Below are 16,227 nucleotides of genomic sequence, written 5' to 3'. Positions count from 1 at the left end.
GCCGTGGAAAAACTTCCTGACTTGCTCCGGGATGATCTAAAGCTGGTCTTCGTCGGCACCGCTGCTGGGCAGCGGTCAGCCGACGTGGGCCATTATTACGCCCATCCCGGCAATCGCTTCTGGCGCACGATCCACGAAATCGGCATAACGCCGCGCCAATATCAACCGCATGAATTTCCGAACCTGTTGGACCTCCGCATCGGTTTCACCGACATGTGCAAGACCGGTGCGGGAATGGATCATACGGCCCTCAATTTTCCCATCGACGTCCGGGCTTTCCGCGAGAAGGTGCGCCGTCATCGACCAAAGACGATCGCCTTCACCAGCAAGAAGGCCGCAAGTCTCTTCTATGGACGGTCGACGAAAACGATTGCGTTGGGCCGGCAGCCGCTCGATCAAGACTTTCCCGAGGTCTTCGTGCTGGCCTCGCCTTCCGGCGCCGCGGCCGGCCATTGGTCCGTACGGCCATGGCAGGAGTTGGCCGATTGGATCAGAGACACTTAAACTGTTTGAGGACCACCGATGCCCAACCTGACCTTCCGCCGTGCGGTCGAAGCCGACGTACCGGCCATCATCAAGATGCTTGCCGACGACAAGCTCGGCGCAGCGCGGGAAACACTCGGGCCAGAAAGCCTCCCGCGATATCTGGACGCTTTTCGCGTCATCGACGCCGATGCAAACCAGTTTCTGCTGGTCGTCGACAACGGGGGCGAGATTGTCGGGACGCTTCAGTTGACGTTTATCGCTGGCCTCGCCCGCGGCGGGTTGAAGCGTGGCCTGATTGAAGCGGTACGCGTGGCAAGCGACCGGCGCGGCGAGAAGATTGGAGAAGCCATGTTCGCCTGGGTTCTGGAAAAATGCCGGCGTGAGGGTTGCGGGATCGTTCAATTGACGACCGACAAGTCACGAACGGATGCTCATCGTTTCTATGACAGGCTGGGCTTTGAGCCGTCCCACGTCGGTTACAAGATGATGCTCTAGCGAGCTGCTGGCTGCAACACCCGTCAAAATTCGCTTTGCCGCCCCGAGATCACGCCTTTTCTAATTGCAAAAGCCGTGCTTTTGCCGCACCACCTGCGCGTCAACGCCATCACTTACGATGGGAATCGCTTGGCCTCATGATGGCCGATGCGGTATGAGGACAACATCTCAATATCCAATGGGGAGATCTTTCATGCGTCGCGTTTCCGCTTTCTGTGCCGCCGTCACCATCGCCGCCACGACCCTTGTCTCGGGCGCCGCCTTCGCGAAGCACATGCGTGCTCCGGAAAATGGCTATTACGTCATCCGCTGGAATAACACCGGCGTCTGCACGATCTGGAATACGGATCTTCAGGAAAAGCCGTGGCACTTCTTCTCTGACTATACGGTCGTCAGCAAGCCGGTGCCGACCTTCACCGAAGCCGCAGGAATCCAGGAAAACATGCGGCAGAGCCGCCATTGCACGCTCTGAGCAGGATGAGGCCAAGCGGCCCCTTCGGGTCGCGGGCGTACTGTCGATCAAGCCATTATCGATCGAGCCTAGAGGCCGGGCAATTGCCCGGCCTTCTGGTTTTGACGCCACTGACATGAAATAATATTTCCAGCACAGGGGCAGATCATGTCAGGCGCTTTTCGGCTGGAAAACTATCTGACGCGGATCGGTTACGCAGGCGCACGCTCGGTCGGCCTCGAAACGCTCAAAGCCCTTCAGGCTGCGCATCTCGAGGCGATCCCGTTCGAGGGCATCGATCCGCTGCTCCACCGCCCCGTGAGGCTCGACCTCGCCTCCGTGCAGGCCAAGCTCGTCGACGGAAGCCGCGGCGGCTATTGTTTCGAGCACAATCTATTATTCGGATCAGCACTTGACGCCATCGGCTTTCAGGTCACCGGGCTCGCCGGCCGGCCGCGCTGGATCGCCCCGCCCGGCAGTCCGCTCGGGCCGAAGACGCATATGACGCTGAAGGTCGATCTCGCCGACGGCGCTTATCTGGTCGATGTCGGCTTTGGCGCCTGTCTCCTCGACGCGCCGCTGCAACTGAAAACCGATATCGAGCAGACCACCGCGCTCGGCACCTACCGGCTCACGGCATCGGATGGCCTGTTCCTGCTCAGCGCTAAACGGCAGGCCGGGTGGCGGGACATGTACGTCTTCGACCTGCAGCCGCAAATCCAGGCCGACTACGAACTCGGCAACTGGTTCACCTCGACCAGTCCGCTGGTGCCGTTCACCACTCGGCTGGTCATGGAGCGGATCGCCGGCCGTCAGCGCTTCAAGCTGATCAATCGTCGACTCTCGACCGAGGCGCGCGACGGCGAAGTCGTTGCCGAACGCACGCTGCAAAACGCCGGCGAGTTAGGCGAGGCGATGCGTGATGTCTTCAAAGTGACGCCGCCGGTGCGGCCTGAAGAAATTTTCGGGCGCACCGGCGGCTAGATCCTCTCCGCACGTCGTTCCGGGCTTGAGCAGGGACGACCACCAAAGGCTAGCGTATCGAAATCGCTAAGCCGCTCAAATCGGCATTCGCCATCAAGCCGATCTGCGAGCCCGCGAGTTCGAGCACCACACCCTTGGCGTTGGTGATCGCGATACCGCGAACGCCGCCGCCGACCACAATGCCCGCGCCGCCCGCCGCATAGACGCCGGCGATATCGGACGGCCGCCAGATGTTATGCACGCGGCCGCGCAGCACGGCGCGCGATCCGCCGAACACCAGGCCGTAATCGATCCCGCCGATCCCGAGCGAATAACGGCGGCCATGGAAATCCAGCACCCCGCTGCCGCCGTTGCCGCCGATGATCCATCCGGCCTTGATGATCGTGAGTTGCACATAACCTTCGTCGGCGCGCGCGGCCGACGAAAGACCAGCGAAAGCAACAAGCGCGAGAAGGGTCGTGCGAATGGTGGATGACAATCTCATAGGTTTCCCCCCAAGTTTAAGGTTCAAAAGCAATAGAATCGTACGGCGGCGGGACTTTAACCGGTCGAAAGCGCCGGCAAAAAGGCATTGGCGGCCGGCAGCCGGGCCCCTATCGTGGCAATTCGTAGGTCGTGGCTCGCAACGGGAGGCAGAAGATGCATCATTTCACGCCGCTCAGCGGATTATTCGGCGGTGCCCTGATCGGACTTGCCGGCGCGATGCTGATGCTGTTGACGGGGCGCCTTGCCGGCGTCAGCGGCATTCTCGGCGGCGCGCTGATCTCAGGCGCCGACCGCGCCTGGCGGGCGGCCTTCATCGCGGGGCTGATTGCAGCCGCCATCATCGCCCCCTTGATCGGGGCGCCGTCGCCTGCCCACCTCGCCTCGTCAAATCTGGTTCTGTTTGCGGTCGCGGGCCTTCTGTTCGGCTTCGGCAGCCGGATGGGCAATGGCTGCACCTCCGGTCACGGCGTCTGCGGCTTTGCCCGGTTTTCGACACGCTCGATCGTTGCTACCATCGTGTTCATGGGCGTTGCGGTCGCAACGGTGGCGCTTATTCGTCACGGTTTTGGGGGATGATGTCATTTGAGGGATGATGCCATGGCGCTCATGATCGCAAGCTTTGTTGGCGGCCTTGTCTTCGGGCTGGGTCTTTTGATCTCCGGCATGACCGAGCCTGCAAAAGTGCTCGGCTTCCTCGATATTTTCGGAGCGTGGGACGCGACGCTGGCCTTCGTAATGGCCGGCGCGGTCACTGTGGCTGCCATCGGCTTCGCGCTGGCGGGCCGTCGCAGCGCACCCGTTCTCGCCTCCCATTTTTCATGGCCGGCGCGTAGTGACATCGATGCGCCACTTGTCATCGGTTCGGCGCTGTTTGGGATCGGCTGGGGACTGTCCGGAATCTGTCCGGGGCCGGCGCTCGTCAATCTTGCAGGCCTCAGCGCGCCGATCCTCGTCTTCGTCGCAGCGATGGTCGTTGGGATGTTCGGCTACGAACTGTGGCACCGCCGGAATGCCGCACTCGATGCCGCAAAAGGCCCGCCGCCCGGCACGGCCGTCGCGGCACCCTCGGACGGGTGACCCGGTGCTGACGGTCCTTACGCCTTCTCCGCCGCTTCCAGCCGGGTGTATTCGGCCTTGACCAGCTCGTGAAAGACGTCCTTGTCGAGCACGCCGGATTTGCGGAAGGGCGCAGCCGCGAGCGCGTTGACGACCGCATCGTGAACTTCGAGGCCGCCTTCCGAGTGCTCGACCATGCCCCATTTAAGCAGCTTCTTGTCGCTGACGATTTCCGTGAAGCGCTGCAGCCGAAGGCTGAGGCTCAGATACTCTTTCGGGTCAGGAAATTCTCGCTTCACCGCGAGCATGGCGCGCAGGCTCGCGGGTTCATCCGGCGATGCCGCGCCTTCCCCGCCGGCGTCCGGCTCGCCGGCAATGAGCGCCGACTGGTAAATACCGAGCGCCTGATGCAGCCGCACGGGCTCGACAGGGTTAATCTTTTCCTCGGTCGCAGCACTCATCTCAATCCTCCCGTCCCGGCCGATCGTGTCCCCTTAAGGCCCGCGCCATGCGCCAACGGACGTCGCTTTTGCTCCAACGCAAGCGGCTTTGCAACCTCCCAGAAGAAACCATTTTGAAGCCATACTAGTACCGCCGATCTGAAGTCCCTGCACCACAAGCGGCGAGTTCGATCAGGGACTTCAGATCGATAAAGCGGTACTAGATTCAATAAGTTTGCTAGTGCCCATGACTTTCCGAAGTTCGCGACGGTGGGCGCTGAGATAGAGCACGAACTTCGGAAAGTGGGCACTGGAACCCGATTGATTGAACCACTTCTGCGGTCGACGACACTCAAGGGCATTCGGGTCGATCCCACAGGTCCGAACGACACAACCTCCGCACAAGGCCCTCTTCAACGGGACTGGCAGAGAAACACAATTACCCCATCAGGAGATAACCCCTGCATCACATCCGCACCCTTGCTGCTGCGGCCATTGTCGCCGCCACTGCGTTTGCCGCCGCGAGCCCGGCGGCAGCCGCCCCCTTCCATGTGATCCGCTATGCGGACACCGGCTTCTGCCAGGTCTGGGACAACGGCTTCCGGACCAACCCGTGGCCGACGCACTACACTGTCATGACCCATCGCCAGCCGACCTACGAGCGGGCGGTCGCCGTCAAGGGCTGGCTGATGAACAAGCACTACTGCACGCTGTAAGCCGCATGATCCGGAAAAGTGGGCACCGGTTTTCCCTCGCAACAAACGCGAAGCGCGTTTGCGCGGAGATCATGCCCAATTAACTCAACGAACTGGAACGATGGGCACGGGTGCGCGTTATGCATCCTGCCCATTTTCTCTTTTCTTCAACGGGAGGCTTGATTGCTCCATCAGTTCTCCAGATCCACGGTTGGCTTTATCGGCGAACGGGATGGCGCTCACGAGCTGCGGCTCAAGGAAGCGATTTCCGTGCTGCTCGATCTCAGCGCGACCGTTGCGCGAGCCTATCTCGTCCGCGCAAACACCGGCGGCATCGCCGGCGGCGTCATGCTTGGTCTTGTGACTCACGACAAAAAAGAGAGCGGGAAGCTCGCGTTGCAGATGGACCGCGTCTTCGGGGCGCTGTTCAACACCGAGGCGCATCTCGACGTCGTCTTTCTCGATGATGAGGGCGATGCGCGAATCCGGGAAAGCTGCCTACCCTTCTATCACGACCGGGCCCGTTACCACTGAACACCGGTCAGTGACGCGGCATTCGCCGCTCCTTCATCAGCACCTCATGCGCGGCCGATATTTTCAGGAAGGCTTCCGCATCGCCGCCTGCGTCCGGGTGGGCGCGCTTGGCCAGTAGCTTATAGGCGCGGTGAATTTCGCCCTCGGACAAGCGGCGGTCGAGTGGCAAGCCCAAAAGCTCGCGGCAACGTTCCTCCGCCGTCAGGATTTTCCGCGCCGCCGTTCGCCGGCCGAATTGTGGCGTGGTAAGCGCCGACAGGACCTCGCGAATGATGGCGATCCGCCGCCGCGCGGCTTCGTGCGTGGTGTGGTCGGCATCCTCGTCCGTGGCGCGGCGCAAGATCGGCAGCGCCTGGGAAGCGGCCTGACGCAGCATTTCCTCTTCGACGCTGCCCGCAATTTGTTGCGCGAGCCGCACCGCCTCAACGTAGTCCGGCGCATGCGCCGACCAGATGCGATCGAGCTCAGTCTTCCACTCCGCCAGACGTCTTTCCATGACACGCGTACCGTAGGCCATTTCCATACTACGCCCGACTTACGGTTTTCGTTTCTGTTGGCGCGGATTTGAATTAACCTGTTGGGAAAATCTCAAGGCTCGAAGAAAACCCCAAAGAAGATTTCAAGGAAGATCTCAAGGAAAAATCTCATGGCCCTGCTCGAACACCATATTGCTGTTGTCACCGGTGCCGCGTCCGGCATCGGCCGCGCGATCGCGGCCGGTTATGCCCGCGAAGGCGCCGAGGTCGCGCTGCTCGATATTAACGAACAGGCCGCCGAAGAGGCCGCGGAGGAAATCCGTCGCGAAGGCGGCCGTGCCTCAAGTTTCCGCCTTGACGTCACGAAGCGCGAGGATTGCGTGGTAGTTGCCAAAAGCGTCGGTGAACGGGTCGGGCGCGTTTCGATCCTGGTCAACAATGCCGGCATCAACCGCCGCAACGCGTTTACCGGCGAGGCTGCGGCCGTGATCAAGGATTGGGAAGATATTATCTCGATCAATCTCAACGGCGTTTTCAACGTGACGCATGCCTTCCTCGAGCCGCTTCGCGCCGCCAAGGGCCGCATCGTCAATATTGCTTCGATCCAGTCCTTTGTGCATGTGCGCACGCCGAACTCGCCGGCCTACACCACCTCCAAGCATGGCGTGCTCGGCTTTACCCGCGCGTTGGCCGCCGAACTCGGCAAGTTCGGCGTGCGCGTCAATGCGATCGGCCCCGGCCTGATCGAAACGCCGCTCAATGCCGCGGCGCGCGCCAACAGTCCGGAGCTGGTGAAGATTTTCATCGATCACACCCCGTTGGGGCGCGCCGGTAAACCCGAAGACATCGTGGGACCGGCGATCTTCCTCGCCTCCGACCTGTCAGCCTATGTCACGGGATCGATCGTGATGGCGGATGGCGGCTACCGCGCGATTTGACGCAGCGCTACTTTTCGATGAACCGGGCCTTCAGCCTGTCCTGTGCGTGGAGCTGAACCTGCCGCAAGTGCTCGGCCCAGACGCCGCACATTAAGATCAGCGCAATCAGCGACACGCTGCCTGATATCAGTTCGAGCGCGCGCAACACCACCGCTGTCCCGACCGCCCACAAAGGCTGCGGCACGTCGGCGAACGCGACCGGCACGATGTCAGGCACGAACGTCCGCTCGGCGCCGAAGGCTGCGGCGAATACGATCGAGAACAACCAAAACACCTTCCAGCCTTCATTCATTGTTTTTTCCTCGCACCAGGACCCGCTACTTTCGCTCATACTACGGCCGGCGAGGTTTACGATTGATGTTGATCACTCTCCCGTAGAATTGCTGGTGCCATTCATCGTCTGCTAAACAGTTGAGAAATTCACCAGGAGTTAAGCACGTGGCAAACAACACCGCCGGCCGACGCGGACCGCCCGGACCGCAGGGGCATCCCGGCCGGCCCGGTCCCGCAGGCCCGAGCGGCAAGCCGGGACCGCAAGGCAAGCCGGGAAAAGCCGGACTGCAAGGCAAACGCGGTGAAGCCGGTCCGCAGGGAAAGCCGGGCGTACAAGGCGAAAAGGGTCCGCGCGGCGAAGCCGGTCCGGCCGGCCAGTTACCGTCGATCGAACAGGCGATGCCGTGGCTGCATTTATTGTTCGATGCCTACGAAGACTACAAGCGCCAGCGCGAACGAGAGGCGATCGAGGCCGCTGAGACTGCCGAACGCGAGGCCTCGACGCAAGCAGCCCTTACCGAACCCGACGACGACATGTTCGACGAAGAGGACGACGAACACCCCAAGAAAAAGGACAAGAAGCACAAGGACAAGAAACACAAGGACAAGAAGGACAAAGAGAAGAAGCATAAAGACAAGAAGTAGTGCGCTTCAAGGGACACGGACCATCGCAAATCCTTATCTAACGCTGAACCAGAGACGTTAGCCGAAGCGCAACCGCGAACGCTCCTTGGCCTTCTCGGCTTCCGTTGCGCGGTCACGCGCCGGCGCGTGGGTATGCAGCGAAGTCAGCAACCGATGCGCGGCAGCGGTGACTTCTTCGACCGCGCGGTCGAAGGCAGCTTCATTGGCCTGCGACGGCTTGTTGAAGCCGGACAGCTTGCGCACGAATTGCAGGGCGGAGGCGTTAATTTCGTCATCCGTCGCCGGCGGCTCAAAGTTGAACAGCGTCTTGATGTTTCGGCACATTTTGATTTCCCCTTTTGCGAAAGGTTGCAAGTGTGGCGGTTCCGAAGTTCGAAACGTGGCTCCCCGAAATGCTACGAACTTCGGAATCGGGGCACTAGCCGGATGGCAACCGGCTGGCTCACTGCCCATTTTGTCGTAGAATAACCGGCGCGCTTGCTTTCCGTAAGCCCGGCTGAACCACGAAAGGCAAGTTCCCGATGAGCCATGTCACCTACAAGATCGTCGAGCATGATGGCGGCTGGGCCTATACCGTCGATGGTGTGTTCTCGGAAAGCTTTCCGACCCACGCCAAGGCGTTGGCCGCCGCCCGGCGCGCCGCTGCCGAACAGCGCGTGCCCGGACGCACCGAGGCGATCGAATACGAGACCGCCGACGGCAAATGGCACACCGAGACGGCTGCCGGCAGCGATCGCCCGGAGACCGATGTCCAGGACAAGCCCTAAGACAAGCCTTAAGGCAAACCATAAGACAAATCACAACAAGACACGCCATCACGTGAGGACGACGCCATGAGAGCTCTGCGGCTGGTGCTGCCTGTGATCTTGGCTGCCATCTCTTCGGCAGCAATGGCCGCGGAGTATCCACCGCCCCGACAGGCCGACTTTATCGCCCTGGATTTCAAATTCCACAGCGGCGAGTGGATGAAGGAGTTGAGGCTTCACTACACCACCGTTGGCGAGCCGACCGGCCAGCCGTTGCTGGTACTGCACGGCTCCGGCGGCTCAGCCGCCAGCATGCTGACGCCGGCCTTTGCCGGCGAATTGTTCGGAAGAGGCCAGCCGCTCGACGCTTCGAAATACTTCATCATCATTCCCGACGGCATCGGCCACGGAAAATCCTCCAAACCCTCAGACGGGATGAAGACGGCATTTCCGAACTACAATTACGACGACATGGTCGAGGCGCAATTTCGCCTGGTGAAGGAAGGCCTCGGCATCAAGCACCTGCGGCTTGTGATCGGAAATTCCATGGGCGGCATGCATGCCTGGCTTTGGGCCGAAAAATATCCGGACATGATGGACATTGTGGTGCCGATGGCCTCGCAGCCGGCCGCGATGGCGGCGCGCAACTGGATCTTGCGGCGGATGATGATCGAGACCATTCGCAACGACCCCGGCTACAACGACGGCAACTATGTAAGCCAGCCACGAATGATGAAATATGCCGTCGCGGCGTACGGCTTTGCCAGTTCCGGCGGCACCCTCGCTTATCAGAACCAGGCGCCGACGGCAGAGCAGGCAGATCGCATGATCGACGAACGGCTGGCAGCACCGGTGACAACTGACGCCAATGATTTCATCTATCAGTGGCAGGCCTCGCACGACTACGATGCGTCCGCGCGGCTTTCGAGGATCGAGGCGACGCTGCTTGCGATCAACTCGGCGGACGACGAGCGCAACCCGCCGGAAACTGGCGTCACGGTTGACGCGATCAAGCAGATCAAGAACGGCAAGCTCTATTTGATACCGGCTTCCATCGAGACGCGCGGCCACGGCACCACGGGAAGCGCGAAATTCTACAAACAGCAATTGGAAGAATTGCTGCGCTAGTGTGGCGGTTCAGAAGTCCGCATCATTGTGCCGCGAGTTCGTTATGCGGACTTCTGAACCAAAGTCACACTAGATCAATAGGTTTGCTAGCTTCCTTTCGATTCCGAAGTTCGAAACGTGGCTCCGTAAAATGCTACGAACTTCGGAATCGGGACACTAGTGACGCTGGCGCCTTCGCGCGCGATGTGGAGAAGCCAGTCATTTCGCGCCGCATCAATTTACGCTGCGCCGCCAACTCATATCAAACGCATATTATTTGAGCGTGCATCCGCAAGCGAGCTCGGGCCTAATCGCATTGTTTGATTCGCCTGATAGCGTGTGGAGGATCGAATGCGGAGGTTCGCGCCAATCGCCTTGCTGGCCGCCTGTTGCGCGTGTGCGGGCACCGCGCTCGCCTTCGACAACGGCCAGTATGAAAATGTCCCCGCCGATATCCGCGCCTGGTTCAAGGGCGTGATGGCGCCGAACGGCGTCCCCTGCTGCGACATCTCCGACGGCCATACCACCGAATATGATTTTCGCGCCGGCGCCTATTGGGTGCCGATCGAAGGCCAGTGGATGGAAGTGCCTTCCCATGCCATCATTCGCGACCGCGGCAACCCGGTGGGTCAGGCCGTGGTGTGGTACGTCCATCATCGCGGCGGCATCGTGATCTCTTGCTTCGTACCGGCGGACGCGGTCTGAAGCACGCCATGCAATTCGATCGTTTCTCGACTGCGCGCGCCGTCATGCGATGGGTGATGGCGGCATTCTATGCCGCCGCCGGCATCGCCCATCTTGTCGCGCCGGATCAATTGCTCGCGATCACGCCGTCATGGGTGCCGTTCGCGCCGCAAGTCATCTTCGCGACCGGCTTATGTGAACTGGCTGGCGCAATCGCGCTGGTGACGCGGCCGTTGCGGCGCTGGGCCGGATTTGCGCTTGCGGCCTATGCGATTTGCGTGTGGCCGGCCAATTTCAAGCACGCCATCGATGGCATCGACCTGCCGTATATCGCGGGCAGCTGGCTCTATCACGGCCCCCGGCTCGCCTTCCAACCCGTACTGGTGTGGTGGGCGCTGTTCAGCGCTGATATTATCAACTGGCCGTGGCGGCAGGATTTGGGGTAGCTGCCGTTTCGCGGCGGTGATAATTTGCGTTCGCCTTTGTGATTTCGGAGAGCGATGGTGAGCGACTTTTGCGCCGACGACCTCAAGACGATCTACCCGGCTCCGACCGCGCGCGTGATCGCCAAAGCACGGCCGGAGATCGATATTCACGCCCGAAAATTCATCGAGATGTCGCCGTTCTGCGTGCTCGCGACGTCAGGCTCCGACGGCAGCGTCGACGCCTCGCCGCGAGGCGGCCATCCCGGCTTTATCCATGTCGAGGGGCCGCATACGCTGCTGATGCCCGATCGCCCCGGCAATAACCGAATCGACAGTTTTAAAAACATCGTCGAGGGTTCGGGCCTGTTGCAGCTGATCTTTTTCGTGCCCGGCATCGACGAGACCCTGCGCGTCGGCGGCAGCGGCACGATCACGACCGACCCCGCGCTGCTCGAAGCGATGAAAGAATTCGGTAAGCTGCCGCGCGCCGTGCTGCGCATCGACGTCGCGGAAGCCTATTTCCATTGCGGCAAAGCCCTGATGCGCTCCAAGCTATGGTCGAGGGACACCCAGGTCGAACGCGAGGTGTTTCCTTCGATCAGCCAGGTGATCCACGACCAGACCAGCCTCGGCGAAGCGGAAACGCAGGTCGAAGTTGAAGCGCGTTACAAGACGCAGTTGTAAGCATCTCACCGCTGTCGTCCCGGCCAAGCGAGCTTGTAGCAACGCAAAGCGTTGTCCAGAGCGAGTGCGAGTCGGGACCCATAACCACAGCAGCATTAGTGCAAAGAGCGTTGCGCAGAGCGCTCTATCGAAAGATTCCGCGGTATGGGTCCCTGCGTTCGCAGGGACGACGCGTTGGAGTAGCCGTCAGCTCCCGCTCTCGAGCCCGCCGATATGCTTCTGCGTATAGAGTTCGAGGCCGACCCGCCCGATCAGGTCGAGCTGGGTCTCGAGGAAGTCGATGTGGTGTTCCTCGTCCTTCATCAGCTTCTCGAACAGGTCGCGCGAGACATAGTCCTTGACGCTGTGGCAGTAGGTTGCGGCTTCCTGATAGAGGTTGCGCGCGCTGTGCTCGGCCGCCAGATCGCACTCGATGATTTCCTTGACGTTCTGGCCGATCCGCAAGGGATCGAGCACCTGCATGTTGGGAAAGCCGTCGAGAAACAGGATGCGATCGGTGAACTTGTCGGCGTGCTCCATCTCCTCGATGGATTCCTTGCGCCAGACCTTGGCCATCTCCAGCAGGCCCCAATTGTTCAGGAGCCGGTAATGCAGCCAGTACTGATTGATGGCCGTGAGTTCGTGGCGCAAACCCTTGTTGAGATAGTCGATGACCTTGGCGTCGCCTTGCATGATGCACTCCGGTTGGAAGACCGCGGACCGGGTCTCACGCGGTAATTTAGAACATTTCTAAATGAGATCTCGAGCAGGAGCAACCCTTTTGCCCAAACGACAAAAGGGACAACTATTCAATATGATATGAGGCCGTCAGCTCGCCGCGATGGCGAAATCGGCAGGTGCGTGTGAGCCGGTTTGGCCATGACCGTGACTATGGCTGTGCGGACAACCGGCGCAGCAGGCCTTGGCACAGGCGCCTAACGCTTCGTCGATGATGGTCTTGATCGTGCGCGCGCAACGGCCGCACTCGGCACTGCATCCGAGACAGCCGTAAATCTGCTTGGCATTGCGGGGAAGGTGTTGCGAACTCTCGACGACACTACGGACATCTTGGTCGCTAAGCACGTTGCAGGAACAGACGATCATTACAGCAGCAAGCCCATCGAGAATGTGGACCTTTTCGATATTGAATGGGCGCGCCGGATGCAACCGGATGCAAAGCAAAAAGCAGCGTTTTGAAACAATTCCAAACTGATAGCCCGGTCACACTGGAATGAATCTAAAGTGGCCGACGGGTCAATCGCCACCACCCCCGCCGCCGTCACCACCACCGCCATCACCGCCGCCGCCATCACTACCGCCGGCATCGGCGCCGCCGTGATCCCCGGAGTGGCCGTGACCACTGAACCAGCCGTGATCGCCGCCTTCGCCACCGGCATCGGAGCCGGACGAGCCGTCATAGCCCGATCCGCGGTGCTGATCTTTGCGGCGCTGGTCCCGCAGCACGATCCAGCAGACAAAAACTGCGCCGCCGACGACGACGCCCGCCAATAGCCCGTCCTTCACCCCCGTCTCCTTCCATGATAGCTCTTTGTGCAATGCACAATTGTTTCGCAACACTGCTGGATTGAGCCGGCATTATGACTGCGCCGTTCATTGATCATTCAAGTGGAATATGGAACGTTTGGGGGACGGACAGCTTGGAATGCGCAGTCTCGTGTTTAATCAGAAAGGTGATGCCATGAGGAAAATGCTGGTGGCGCTGGCCACTCTTGCCACCCTGGCCTTCTCGGCCTCGGCGCCCGCCCATGCTCAACGCGCCTTGGGCGCGGCGATTGCCGGCGGAATTATCGGCGGCGCCATCGTCGGCAGCGCCGTTGCGAATCCTTACTACTACGGCCCAGGTCCGGGATATTACGGACCCCGCCCCTACTACGGCGGCCCGGCCTATGTCGCGGCTGAGGATCCTTATGGCTGTTACTGGCAGCGTCAGCGCTTCTGGGATGGCTACGGTTGGCGCATCCGCCGCGTTCGAGTTTGCGGCTAAGCTGTTCATCTTCATTAAATCATGCGGAGCTAGCTGCTAGTTCCGCATGATTTCGAAAACGCCCGGGAATAAAGGCCTGAAAAAACCGTTTTTAGAACGAATGTCCTTCAGGACGTTCACTTTTGGTTGGCCGTTGTGCGCGTCGTCGGCGGCAGGGTAAATTCCAGGCTCAGCGTCAGCGTACGAATCAACTTAACCCTCATAACTAACCACTGGCGCTGACAGGCGCCGCATCTTTCCAGGAGAGTCCAAAACATGAAGAAGACATTTGCTGCGCTCCTTGCGGTCGCAACGGTCGCCGGCGCGCTCACCACGACCCCGGCCAGCGCCCAGCGCGCGCTCGGCGCCGCAATTGCCGGCGGCATCGTCGGCGGTGCGATCGTTGGCGGCGCGGTTGCTGCCAGCCAAGCGCCCGCTCCGGTTTACGTGGCGCCTCCGGGCCCGCCCTGCCGTTGGGTGCGCGAGCGCTTCTGGGATGGTTACGACTGGCGCTACCGCCGCGTTCAGTACTGCGATTGATCTAGTCTAATCTGATCTTCGAAAACCCGGCCCCAGCGGCCGGGTTTTTACTTTTCAGGCCTCATCCTGAGGAGCGGCACATGCCGCGTCTCGAAGGGGGGAGGCCGTTTACAAAAGGTTTAACGCGCAGATTCGATCGAGCGCAGCACGACCTCGCTCGGCCAGCAATCCACCTTCAGGCTCGCCTTTTTCTGATAGGCGCCAAGCGCTGCTCGGGTCTTCATCCCGGCCTTGCCGTCGACCTTGTCGGCGTAGAGTCCGATGCGCGTCAAGCCGCGCTGCATCGCCTCGACGTCCTTGGTGCGCAGCTGGGTCGACGCCGACCACGGCGTGGCGAAAGCAAGCGGGCTCACGATGCGATCGGCGAGATGGCCGACGAACAGCACATAGAGATCGGAGAAATTATACTCCTTGATCACGAAGTAGTTCTTCGTGGCCAAAAAAGACGGGCCGTAAATGCCTTCGGGCTGCAGCAACGAAGCGTCCTCGGCCTGCTCGGCCACGCTTAACTGTTGCCCGCGCACCGGCACGAAACCTTCACGTAGCCATTGGCGAAGCGGCTTCGTCACCTCGGGCACGCCCGAGGTGCAATCGACATTGACCGGCGGGGTCACCTCATAGGCCCAGCGCACGCCCTTCTGCCAGCCCTTGTTGACGAGTTGCGCGGCGGCGGACGCCAGCGCATCCGGCACCGAGTGCCAGATGTCCTTGTGGCCGTCGCCGTCGAAATCGATCGCGTGCTTGTAGAACTCGGAGGGCAGGAACTGCGTCAGCCCGGTCGCGCCCGCCCATGAAGCGCGCAGATCCTTGCGCGTGACCTCGCCGTCGTTGATGAGCTTCAGAGCCAGGATGAATTCGTCGCGGTATTGATCCTTGCGCCGGCCGACATAGGCCTGCGTCGCCAACACGCGCAGGCCGTCGTAAGGCAACGTATAGCGGCCGAAATCCGTCTCGCGGCCCCAGATCGCGAGCACGATCGGAGCCGGCACGCCAAATTGCTTTTCGATGCCGTCGAGCGAGGCGCGATATTTCGCCATCAGCCTCTGCCCTTCGGTGGCAAGCCGCGCGATCGAAGCTTCCTTGATGTAATCGGCCGGCACCTGCACGAACTCGGCCTGCGACGGCGCGCCGGTGGCGGGCCGTCCGGGCAGGATCAGGTCAGGCAGCTTGTAATCGGGTTCAAGGCCGCTGGTTTCGCGATCGAAGGTGGCGCGCGAAACACCTTGTGTCTCGGCTTCCGGCCACAGCGAGGCGATGAACTGGGTGAAGGCGGGATCGGCTGCGGCGTGGACGGGGGGCGGCGTGATCAACAGCGCGAGCAGAATTAAGGCTGGCCTTAGCATGCCCACCTTGAACCATCGGCCAAGGCCGTATATATTGATCATATACAATGATTAGCCTTGAAAAAATTGTCGGCTTCGATTGGGACGAAGGCAACAGCCACAAGAGTGCGGATAAACATGACGTTAGTCAGGCGGAAGCGGAAAGCATTTTTTTCGGCGATCCACTGATCGTGGTCGAGAATTCGAAACATAGCACCGAAGAGCGGCGCTTCCATGCTTTGGGCCAGACCATTCAGGGACGCGCGCTACATGTCTCTTTCACGCTGAGAGAAAACGAAACACTGATCCGCGTGATATCGGCGCGAGATATGAACCGAAAGGAGCGACAACTCTATGAGCAAGCCTAAAACGATCCCTCGCTTCAAAACGGAGACCGAAGAACGGAAGTTTTGGGAGACCCATGACTCCACCGATTACGTCGACTGGAGCAAAGCAGAGCGCGTGCGCTTTCCGAACCTGAAGCCCTCCACGACAGCAATTTCCATCCGGCTGCCTACCGGCCTGCTGGAGCAGATCAAGATCGCCGCCAACAAGCGCGACGTTCCGTATCAATCACTGATCAAGATGTGGCTAGCGGAGAAGGTGGGATAGCAGCGAGCGGTCAATCAACGAATCCGCGCTGGCGCAATTCGGATAGAAAATCGTCAAATACACGGAATTCAACCTCACGATCGGGATTCTTAGCCACGGCCGCCGAGAGCACCTTGAGATGATTGCCTAACGAGCTCCAAGTGTGCGCGCCGAATTTGATACTCCGTATTACCTCGTCATACGCC

General features: G+C 60.5%; 28 protein-coding genes. 19 read left to right on the top strand and 9 right to left on the bottom strand.

The window, feature by feature from the left end; genetic code table 11:
* Positions 1–3 precede the first annotated feature (3 nt).
* The 4 genes from ABSE61_RS27585 to ABSE61_RS27570 all read left to right on the top strand — a co-directional run bounded on the left by ABSE61_RS27585 (position 4) and on the right by ABSE61_RS27570 (position 2,416).
* Entirely contained in the window at positions 4–504 is a 501-nt protein-coding gene (locus ABSE61_RS27585; RefSeq protein ID WP_423874317.1) for a mismatch-specific DNA-glycosylase, read from the top strand.
* 18 nt (positions 505–522) lie between these two features.
* On the top strand, positions 523–981 hold the full coding sequence (locus tag ABSE61_RS27580; RefSeq protein ID WP_423874316.1) for a GNAT family N-acetyltransferase: 459 nt from the start codon (positions 523–525) through the stop codon (positions 979–981).
* Between the two features lie 193 nt (positions 982–1,174).
* Positions 1,175–1,453: a hypothetical protein gene (locus ABSE61_RS27575; protein ID WP_423874315.1), complete on the top strand. Its 279-nt coding sequence runs from the start codon at positions 1,175–1,177 to the stop codon at positions 1,451–1,453.
* A 147-nt stretch (positions 1,454–1,600) separates the two neighbouring features.
* Positions 1,601–2,416 (top strand): arylamine N-acetyltransferase family protein, encoded by an 816-nt coding sequence (locus ABSE61_RS27570; RefSeq protein WP_423874314.1) that lies wholly within the window; start codon positions 1,601–1,603, stop codon positions 2,414–2,416.
* A 49-nt stretch (positions 2,417–2,465) separates the two neighbouring features.
* On the opposite strand, the gene ABSE61_RS27565 is transcribed toward ABSE61_RS27570, so the two are convergent.
* A complete protein-coding gene (locus ABSE61_RS27565; RefSeq protein ID WP_423874313.1) occupies positions 2,466–2,900 on the bottom strand; it encodes a hypothetical protein in 435 nt (144 codons plus the stop codon).
* A gap of 155 nt (positions 2,901–3,055) precedes the next feature.
* Between ABSE61_RS27565 and ABSE61_RS27560 the strand changes: the two genes are divergently transcribed.
* A complete protein-coding gene (locus ABSE61_RS27560) occupies positions 3,056–3,478 on the top strand; it encodes a YeeE/YedE family protein (RefSeq protein ID WP_423874312.1) in 423 nt (140 codons plus the stop codon).
* Positions 3,479–3,499: 21 nt separating this feature from the next.
* A complete protein-coding gene (locus ABSE61_RS27555) occupies positions 3,500–3,979 on the top strand; it encodes a DUF6691 family protein (protein WP_423874311.1) in 480 nt (159 codons plus the stop codon).
* Between the two features lie 17 nt (positions 3,980–3,996).
* Here the strand turns inward: ABSE61_RS27555 and ABSE61_RS27550 are convergent, their stop codons facing one another.
* Positions 3,997–4,419 carry a hypothetical protein gene (locus ABSE61_RS27550; protein ID WP_423874310.1) on the bottom strand — a complete coding sequence of 141 codons (423 nt, stop codon included), beginning with the start codon at positions 4,417–4,419 and terminating at the stop codon, positions 3,997–3,999.
* 530 nt (positions 4,420–4,949) lie between these two features.
* Between ABSE61_RS27550 and ABSE61_RS27545 the strand changes: the two genes are divergently transcribed.
* Together ABSE61_RS27545 and ABSE61_RS27540 are read left to right on the top strand one after the other, a co-directional pair.
* Positions 4,950–5,114 (top strand): hypothetical protein, encoded by a 165-nt coding sequence (locus ABSE61_RS27545; RefSeq protein ID WP_423874309.1) that lies wholly within the window; start codon positions 4,950–4,952, stop codon positions 5,112–5,114.
* A 162-nt stretch (positions 5,115–5,276) separates the two neighbouring features.
* Positions 5,277–5,627, top strand: a complete 351-nt coding sequence (locus tag ABSE61_RS27540; RefSeq protein ID WP_423874308.1) for a hypothetical protein — start codon at positions 5,277–5,279, stop codon at positions 5,625–5,627.
* Positions 5,628–5,634: 7 nt separating this feature from the next.
* Here ABSE61_RS27540 and ABSE61_RS27535 read toward each other — a convergent pair whose 3' ends face one another.
* Positions 5,635–6,123, bottom strand: a complete 489-nt coding sequence (locus tag ABSE61_RS27535; RefSeq protein ID WP_423874307.1) for a DnaJ domain-containing protein — start codon at positions 6,121–6,123, stop codon at positions 5,635–5,637.
* A 150-nt stretch (positions 6,124–6,273) separates the two neighbouring features.
* Between ABSE61_RS27535 and ABSE61_RS27530 the strand changes: the two genes are divergently transcribed.
* Positions 6,274–7,041 (top strand): SDR family NAD(P)-dependent oxidoreductase, encoded by a 768-nt coding sequence (locus ABSE61_RS27530; RefSeq protein WP_423874306.1) that lies wholly within the window; start codon positions 6,274–6,276, stop codon positions 7,039–7,041.
* Between the two features lie 7 nt (positions 7,042–7,048).
* Here ABSE61_RS27530 and ABSE61_RS27525 read toward each other — a convergent pair whose 3' ends face one another.
* Positions 7,049–7,333 carry a hypothetical protein gene (locus ABSE61_RS27525; RefSeq protein ID WP_423874305.1) on the bottom strand — a complete coding sequence of 95 codons (285 nt, stop codon included), beginning with the start codon at positions 7,331–7,333 and terminating at the stop codon, positions 7,049–7,051.
* A gap of 146 nt (positions 7,334–7,479) precedes the next feature.
* Here ABSE61_RS27525 and ABSE61_RS27520 point away from each other — a divergent pair, with 146 nt between their 5' ends.
* Entirely contained in the window at positions 7,480–7,959 is a 480-nt protein-coding gene (locus ABSE61_RS27520) for a collagen-like protein (RefSeq protein WP_423874304.1), read from the top strand.
* A 57-nt stretch (positions 7,960–8,016) separates the two neighbouring features.
* Here the strand turns inward: ABSE61_RS27520 and ABSE61_RS27515 are convergent, their stop codons facing one another.
* On the bottom strand, positions 8,017–8,283 hold the full coding sequence (locus tag ABSE61_RS27515) for a DUF2277 domain-containing protein (RefSeq protein ID WP_423874303.1): 267 nt from the start codon (positions 8,281–8,283) through the stop codon (positions 8,017–8,019).
* Positions 8,284–8,480: 197 nt separating this feature from the next.
* Here ABSE61_RS27515 and ABSE61_RS27510 point away from each other — a divergent pair, with 197 nt between their 5' ends.
* The 5 genes from ABSE61_RS27510 (at position 8,481) to ABSE61_RS27490 (ending at position 11,605) form a co-directional block, all read left to right on the top strand.
* Complete coding sequence (locus ABSE61_RS27510) at positions 8,481–8,726, top strand: DUF2188 domain-containing protein (RefSeq protein ID WP_423874302.1); 246 nt, start codon at positions 8,481–8,483, stop codon at positions 8,724–8,726.
* A 66-nt stretch (positions 8,727–8,792) separates the two neighbouring features.
* The gene (locus ABSE61_RS27505) at positions 8,793–9,833 is read left to right on the top strand and encodes an alpha/beta fold hydrolase (protein ID WP_423874301.1); all 1,041 of its coding nucleotides are present in this window, start codon (positions 8,793–8,795) and stop codon (positions 9,831–9,833) included.
* 330 nt (positions 9,834–10,163) lie between these two features.
* The gene (locus tag ABSE61_RS27500; protein WP_423874300.1) at positions 10,164–10,517 is read left to right on the top strand and encodes a hypothetical protein; all 354 of its coding nucleotides are present in this window, start codon (positions 10,164–10,166) and stop codon (positions 10,515–10,517) included.
* 8 nt (positions 10,518–10,525) lie between these two features.
* Positions 10,526–10,942: a DoxX family protein gene (locus ABSE61_RS27495; RefSeq protein WP_423874299.1), complete on the top strand. Its 417-nt coding sequence runs from the start codon at positions 10,526–10,528 to the stop codon at positions 10,940–10,942.
* Between the two features lie 57 nt (positions 10,943–10,999).
* The gene (locus tag ABSE61_RS27490; RefSeq protein WP_423874351.1) at positions 11,000–11,605 is read left to right on the top strand and encodes a pyridoxamine 5'-phosphate oxidase family protein; all 606 of its coding nucleotides are present in this window, start codon (positions 11,000–11,002) and stop codon (positions 11,603–11,605) included.
* 186 nt (positions 11,606–11,791) lie between these two features.
* Here the strand turns inward: ABSE61_RS27490 and bfr are convergent, their stop codons facing one another.
* From bfr to ABSE61_RS27475, 3 genes are all read right to left on the bottom strand, one after another.
* Positions 11,792–12,277 (bottom strand): bacterioferritin, encoded by a 486-nt coding sequence (bfr, locus tag ABSE61_RS27485; RefSeq protein ID WP_423874298.1) that lies wholly within the window; start codon positions 12,275–12,277, stop codon positions 11,792–11,794.
* A gap of 135 nt (positions 12,278–12,412) precedes the next feature.
* Positions 12,413–12,688 carry a (2Fe-2S)-binding protein gene (locus ABSE61_RS27480; RefSeq protein WP_423874297.1) on the bottom strand — a complete coding sequence of 92 codons (276 nt, stop codon included), beginning with the start codon at positions 12,686–12,688 and terminating at the stop codon, positions 12,413–12,415.
* Between the two features lie 150 nt (positions 12,689–12,838).
* Positions 12,839–13,108 carry a hypothetical protein gene (locus tag ABSE61_RS27475; protein WP_423874296.1) on the bottom strand — a complete coding sequence of 90 codons (270 nt, stop codon included), beginning with the start codon at positions 13,106–13,108 and terminating at the stop codon, positions 12,839–12,841.
* 175 nt (positions 13,109–13,283) lie between these two features.
* Between ABSE61_RS27475 and ABSE61_RS27470 the strand changes: the two genes are divergently transcribed.
* Positions 13,284–13,589 (top strand): hypothetical protein, encoded by a 306-nt coding sequence (locus ABSE61_RS27470; protein ID WP_423874295.1) that lies wholly within the window; start codon positions 13,284–13,286, stop codon positions 13,587–13,589.
* A gap of 255 nt (positions 13,590–13,844) precedes the next feature.
* Positions 13,845–14,108, top strand: coding sequence for a hypothetical protein (locus ABSE61_RS27465; protein WP_423874294.1), 264 nt, complete (start codon positions 13,845–13,847; stop codon positions 14,106–14,108).
* Between the two features lie 119 nt (positions 14,109–14,227).
* Here ABSE61_RS27465 and ABSE61_RS27460 read toward each other — a convergent pair whose 3' ends face one another.
* Positions 14,228–15,451, bottom strand: a complete 1,224-nt coding sequence (locus ABSE61_RS27460; protein ID WP_423874293.1) for a lytic murein transglycosylase — start codon at positions 15,449–15,451, stop codon at positions 14,228–14,230.
* 47 nt (positions 15,452–15,498) lie between these two features.
* Between ABSE61_RS27460 and ABSE61_RS27455 the strand changes: the two genes are divergently transcribed.
* Positions 15,499–15,798: a BrnT family toxin gene (locus ABSE61_RS27455; protein WP_423874292.1), complete on the top strand. Its 300-nt coding sequence runs from the start codon at positions 15,499–15,501 to the stop codon at positions 15,796–15,798.
* Positions 15,785–16,042 carry a type II toxin-antitoxin system BrnA family antitoxin gene (gene brnA / locus ABSE61_RS27450; protein WP_423874291.1) on the top strand — a complete coding sequence of 86 codons (258 nt, stop codon included), beginning with the start codon at positions 15,785–15,787 and terminating at the stop codon, positions 16,040–16,042. Before ABSE61_RS27455 ends, brnA begins: the two co-directional genes overlap by 14 nt.
* The last annotated feature ends 185 nt before the right edge of the window (positions 16,043–16,227 follow it).

It is taken from the genome of Bradyrhizobium sp., from assembly GCF_049519115.1.
In the GTDB taxonomy this organism is placed as follows: domain Bacteria; phylum Pseudomonadota; class Alphaproteobacteria; order Rhizobiales; family Xanthobacteraceae; genus Bradyrhizobium.
Note: the sequence above shows the minus strand (reverse complement) of the source record. Positions and strands in the feature narration are given on the sequence as shown.

Excerpts from the sequence above, each read along its gene's own strand:
- ABSE61_RS27580 (WP_423874316.1), top strand. The coding sequence starts at position 523 with ATGCCCAACCTGACCTTCCGCCGTGCGGTCGAAGCCGACGTACCGGCC.
- ABSE61_RS27575 (WP_423874315.1), top strand. The coding sequence starts at position 1,175 with ATGCGTCGCGTTTCCGCTTTCTGTGCCGCCGTCACCATCGCCGCCACG.
- ABSE61_RS27570 (WP_423874314.1), top strand. The coding sequence starts at position 1,601 with ATGTCAGGCGCTTTTCGGCTGGAAAACTATCTGACGCGGATCGGTTAC.
- ABSE61_RS27565 (WP_423874313.1), bottom strand. The coding sequence starts at position 2,900 with ATGAGATTGTCATCCACCATTCGCACGACCCTTCTCGCGCTTGTTGCT.
- ABSE61_RS27560 (WP_423874312.1), top strand. The coding sequence starts at position 3,056 with ATGCATCATTTCACGCCGCTCAGCGGATTATTCGGCGGTGCCCTGATC.
- ABSE61_RS27555 (WP_423874311.1), top strand. The coding sequence starts at position 3,500 with ATGGCGCTCATGATCGCAAGCTTTGTTGGCGGCCTTGTCTTCGGGCTG.
- ABSE61_RS27550 (WP_423874310.1), bottom strand. The coding sequence starts at position 4,419 with ATGAGTGCTGCGACCGAGGAAAAGATTAACCCTGTCGAGCCCGTGCGG.
- ABSE61_RS27535 (WP_423874307.1), bottom strand. The coding sequence starts at position 6,123 with ATGGAAAGACGTCTGGCGGAGTGGAAGACTGAGCTCGATCGCATCTGG.
- ABSE61_RS27530 (WP_423874306.1), top strand. The coding sequence starts at position 6,274 with ATGGCCCTGCTCGAACACCATATTGCTGTTGTCACCGGTGCCGCGTCC.
- ABSE61_RS27525 (WP_423874305.1), bottom strand. The coding sequence starts at position 7,333 with ATGAATGAAGGCTGGAAGGTGTTTTGGTTGTTCTCGATCGTATTCGCC.
- ABSE61_RS27515 (WP_423874303.1), bottom strand. The coding sequence starts at position 8,283 with ATGTGCCGAAACATCAAGACGCTGTTCAACTTTGAGCCGCCGGCGACG.
- ABSE61_RS27510 (WP_423874302.1), top strand. The coding sequence starts at position 8,481 with ATGAGCCATGTCACCTACAAGATCGTCGAGCATGATGGCGGCTGGGCC.
- ABSE61_RS27505 (WP_423874301.1), top strand. The coding sequence starts at position 8,793 with ATGAGAGCTCTGCGGCTGGTGCTGCCTGTGATCTTGGCTGCCATCTCT.
- ABSE61_RS27500 (WP_423874300.1), top strand. The coding sequence starts at position 10,164 with ATGCGGAGGTTCGCGCCAATCGCCTTGCTGGCCGCCTGTTGCGCGTGT.
- ABSE61_RS27495 (WP_423874299.1), top strand. The coding sequence starts at position 10,526 with ATGCAATTCGATCGTTTCTCGACTGCGCGCGCCGTCATGCGATGGGTG.
- bfr (WP_423874298.1), bottom strand. The coding sequence starts at position 12,277 with ATGCAAGGCGACGCCAAGGTCATCGACTATCTCAACAAGGGTTTGCGC.
- ABSE61_RS27480 (WP_423874297.1), bottom strand. The coding sequence starts at position 12,688 with ATGATCGTCTGTTCCTGCAACGTGCTTAGCGACCAAGATGTCCGTAGT.
- ABSE61_RS27470 (WP_423874295.1), top strand. The coding sequence starts at position 13,284 with ATGAGGAAAATGCTGGTGGCGCTGGCCACTCTTGCCACCCTGGCCTTC.
- ABSE61_RS27465 (WP_423874294.1), top strand. The coding sequence starts at position 13,845 with ATGAAGAAGACATTTGCTGCGCTCCTTGCGGTCGCAACGGTCGCCGGC.
- ABSE61_RS27460 (WP_423874293.1), bottom strand. The coding sequence starts at position 15,451 with ATGCTAAGGCCAGCCTTAATTCTGCTCGCGCTGTTGATCACGCCGCCC.
- ABSE61_RS27455 (WP_423874292.1), top strand. The coding sequence starts at position 15,499 with ATGATTAGCCTTGAAAAAATTGTCGGCTTCGATTGGGACGAAGGCAAC.
- brnA (WP_423874291.1), top strand. The coding sequence starts at position 15,785 with ATGAGCAAGCCTAAAACGATCCCTCGCTTCAAAACGGAGACCGAAGAA.